4 protein-coding genes are annotated in these 3,704 nt (G+C 45.9%); 1 reads left to right on the top strand and 3 read right to left on the bottom strand.

Annotated elements, in window-relative coordinates; all coding sequences use genetic code 11:
• A partial coding sequence (gene mnmG, locus KKE07_05135) for a tRNA uridine-5-carboxymethylaminomethyl(34) synthesis enzyme MnmG (protein MBU4270226.1) occupies positions 1–1,164 on the bottom strand: 1,164 nt, incomplete at its 3' end.
• A 441-nt stretch (positions 1,165–1,605) separates the two neighbouring features.
• Between mnmG and KKE07_05130 the strand changes: the two genes are divergently transcribed.
• Complete coding sequence (locus tag KKE07_05130) at positions 1,606–2,949, top strand: DDE-type integrase/transposase/recombinase (protein ID MBU4270225.1); 1,344 nt, start codon at positions 1,606–1,608, stop codon at positions 2,947–2,949.
• 134 nt (positions 2,950–3,083) lie between these two features.
• Here KKE07_05130 and KKE07_05125 read toward each other — a convergent pair whose 3' ends face one another.
• Positions 3,084–3,401 carry a hypothetical protein gene (locus KKE07_05125; GenBank protein ID MBU4270224.1) on the bottom strand — a complete coding sequence of 106 codons (318 nt, stop codon included), beginning with the start codon at positions 3,399–3,401 and terminating at the stop codon, positions 3,084–3,086.
• Between the two features lie 109 nt (positions 3,402–3,510).
• A partial coding sequence (locus tag KKE07_05120) for a lipoyl synthase (GenBank protein MBU4270223.1) occupies positions 3,511–3,704 on the bottom strand: 194 nt, incomplete at its 5' end.

Raw genomic sequence — 3,704 nt, 5'->3', positions numbered from 1 at the left:
TGCGTTGAGGGCAGCCATAAATCCCTGGGCTGCCGCTTCCTCGTATCCGGATGTGCCGTTAATCTGTCCGGCATGATAGAGGCCCGAGTATCGCTTGGTTTCAAGGGTGGCCCTGAGTTCCGTGGGCGGTACAAAGTCGTATTCCACTGCATAAGCCGGCCTCATGACCTGGACATGTTCGAGTCCGGGTACGGTTTTTATCATTTCCAGCTGGACATCTTCGGGAAGTGAGCTGGAAAAGCCGTTAATATAAAATTCACGTGTATTGTAGCCCTCAGGCTCGAGAAAAAGCTGGTGCCGGGGCTTGTCTGAAAAGCGTACCACCTTGTCTTCAATAGACGGGCAGTAACGCGCTCCAGTTCCCTTGATTGCGCCGCCATACAGGGGGGAGCGGTGCAAATTACTGCGGATCATGGCATGTGTGGCCTCTCCTGTATAGGTGATCCAGCAGGAAACCTGGGCCCTGTCTATTTTATCAGTGCTGTAGGAGAAAGGGAACGGTTCAGGATCAGGAAACTGTTCCTCACAGCGGCTGAAGTCGATTGAGTCTCCATTTACCCGTGGCGGGGTGCCGGTCTTCAGGCGCAGAACAGGAAAACCAAGTGACCGCAGGGAATCGGAAAGCTTCTCAGATGAAAAGTCCCCCAGCCTGCCGCAGTGTTCCTGGTATTCGCCGATATGGATGAGCCCTTTGAGAAAGGTGCCTGTGCACAGGATCACGGCTGACGCCTTAAACTCCTGTCCGCGTACAGTACGCACGCCAGAGACTGCGCTCCCCTCGGCTACGATATCCGCCACGATATCCTGTATGATATCGAGCCCCGGCTGTTTTTCCAGTATAAGTTTCATGGCAAACTGGTATGCTTTTTTGTCTGCCTGAGCCCTTGGCGACCAGACAGCAGGTCCCTTGCTCCGGTTCAGCATTTTGAAATGGATACCGGTGGCATCTATGGTCTTTCCCATCTCGCCGCCCATAGCGTCAATCTCTTTTACGAGGTGGCCCTTGGCCAGTCCCCCAATGGCCGGATTGCAGCTCATCTGGGCTATGGTGTCGAGGTTTCCGGTAAGGAGAAGTGTTTTCATCCCCATCCGCGCTGCAACAAGCGCTGCCTCTACCCCTGCGTGCCCTGCTCCGACAACAATTATTTCATATGATCGTATCATGGTATTATCTGACAATGTAAAGCCTGACTTCCTGTATAATGTAACTGTGATTAATTATAAAATTACATTACACCAGTCAATATTAATATAATGATACATATAAAATATACTTGTTGCTAAACTGGAGGATGGATGAGGTTTCCCTGCTTACGGCGGTGGAAACCCTCATAACACCTACGCTTCGAAAAAAGTTTAAAATAAAATTCAGGTAAAAAAATAGTAATATATTTAAGTAAGGATATTGACTCAGAATGTTCTCGATTGTTGTGCGTTATTAAAGTTAATTGGAACGGTATGAAGTTAGATGAGACATAATATTACATTATATGGCATACCATATTGCCTCATTTATAAAAGTACTCCAAACCATAGCTGTTGCCTCATTTAAAAAAGTACTCCAAATATGTTAGAATGCCCCTTTAAACACAGGAGGCATTTAAAATGAGGCTAACAATGGCAGACAGAAAATCTCTGGCAAAGGTGTTTATTGAAAAATACCGGTATGCTTCCAAACGTGAGAAAATCGTAATACTCAATGAATTCATTGAATACACAAAGCACAATCGTAGCTATGCGAGCCGTGTTTTGAGAAGCTCTGCACCGGCCATGAATAATAAGATTGCTGGAACAAAAAGAAAACATGCACCTCGGTATGATGACGATGTAAAAGCAGTCCTGAAAAAGATATGGGAAACATCGGATTATCTCTGCGGCAAACGCCTGGTCTCCATCATACCGGAAATGGTGCGTAAATTCGGTGAATTCGATGAAATGGATATCAGCGATCCCATAAAAGAAAAATTACTAAAAATCAGCGCCGCAACCGTTGATCGTCTTTTATCACCCTCCAGAAAAACCTTGGGCAGACACGGCACTTCCATGACGAAAAGCACCAGGTACCTGATTGACCGCATTCCGGTAAAAACATTCGGCGAATGGAAAGAAACACCGGCCGGTTTCACCCAAGTGGACCTGGTGGCGCATAATGGCGGAAATGTCTACGGCGGCTTTTTATATACCCTCAACACAACGGATGTGAGCACCTCCTGGACCGTGTGCACCCTTGTGCAGGACAAGACCATGCCGGAGATGCTCAAAGCCCTGTCTGCGATGAAGGAAGCCTTCCCGTACCCGATACGGGGCATCCACTCCGACAATGGCTCGGAATTTATCAATGATTCGGTACTGGGGTTTGCCCGGGAAAACACTATCGTGTTCACCAGGGGCCGCCCCTACAAGAAGAATGACAATCCCCATATCGAACAAAAAAACAACAGCATCCTGAGAAGAAATACCGGGTATTTACGCTACGATAAACCTGAACACGCGGAGGTCCTGGATGAGCTCTACACGTATCTCAATCTCTATGTGAATTATTTCCAACCAACCATGATACTCGTCGAGAAGCACCGCATCGGGGCAAAAGCGATCAGGAAGTATGATAAGCCGAAGACGCCCTACCAGCGGCTGCTTGAGCGCATGGATGTTTCGGATACCGTCAAACGCAAAGTTAAAAAAATCTATGCGGGACTCAACCCGGCATCATTGAAACGGATCATCAACCATTACCAGGCGGATCTCATTCACATGGCTGCGCCAATCAGGGTCCCTATTGCCCCGGTCAGGATCAGAAGAAAAAAAGAAATGAAACACACCCTGCCTGTCTGGCGCCGGGAAATGATCGCGACAAAGCCGAATCCATTCCTTGAACGGCAGCGTATCGAGGAACTTAAAAGAGCGTCTAATCTGGTGCTGGACAAACGAAAGATAAAATCGTCGAAATAAGTATTGACTATATTTATTTTTTGTTTTCGAGTACTATTTACGATGAGTCAACAGCATACCTTTCGAGTACATTTTTTTTGAGGCAAGTCGAGTTGCATATTGCTTAGGGAAAAAATATATCATTGGCTGATATGTTAATCAGAAATTTTTATCCGGGCAAAAAATTCCCGGACAAAGTTTGTCAGCCGCGTCAGTACAAGGGCGCTGATGATTGTGTCAATTATATAAGGGACCTTTATCCCCGTGCCCTTGAAGAGCGTCAGGATGTCAACTTTATAGCACAGAATAAAGGCCAGGAGCAGTATTAAAAAATCCCTGGCCATTTCCGCAGGCGCCGGCACCCTGAGATGCTTGAAAACAGCCATGGTAAACACAGCCATAACTGACGCTTCAATTATAATCGCTACAATGAACAGGTTAAAAACATTTTGGATCAATACCTCGGCATTCATACGTATCTCCTCATATAATTAAAATGAATTAAAACTAATAATCCAGCTCATTGGATAAAATGCACACTACTGACAAGTATAATGAATTTTATATAAAAATCAAGCTATTTTAATATGAAGGTCTAGCGGGAATGGAAGAATCCTTTTTGAGGGCAGGCCGTGACTGTTCCATGGCATGATATGAGCTTCGCACTAGCGGCCCAGACAGGACCTGTTTAAAACCGCTTTTAAGGGCAAACTCCTTTATTTCAGAGAATTCATCAGGATGATAATATTTTACCACATCATATCCGGTACGTGACG

It is taken from the genome of Candidatus Dependentiae bacterium (genome assembly GCA_018897535.1).
Classification (GTDB): domain Bacteria; phylum Babelota; class Babeliae; order Babelales; family UASB340; genus UASB340.
Note: the sequence above shows the minus strand (reverse complement) of the source record. Positions and strands in the feature narration are given on the sequence as shown.

What these genes read in the sequence shown, in the direction of transcription:
- KKE07_05130 (MBU4270225.1), top strand. Translation starts at nt 1,606, where the DNA reads ATGAGGCTAACAATGGCAGACAGAAAATCTCTGGCAAAGGTGTTTATT.
- KKE07_05125 (MBU4270224.1), bottom strand. Translation starts at nt 3,401, where the DNA reads ATGAATGCCGAGGTATTGATCCAAAATGTTTTTAACCTGTTCATTGTA.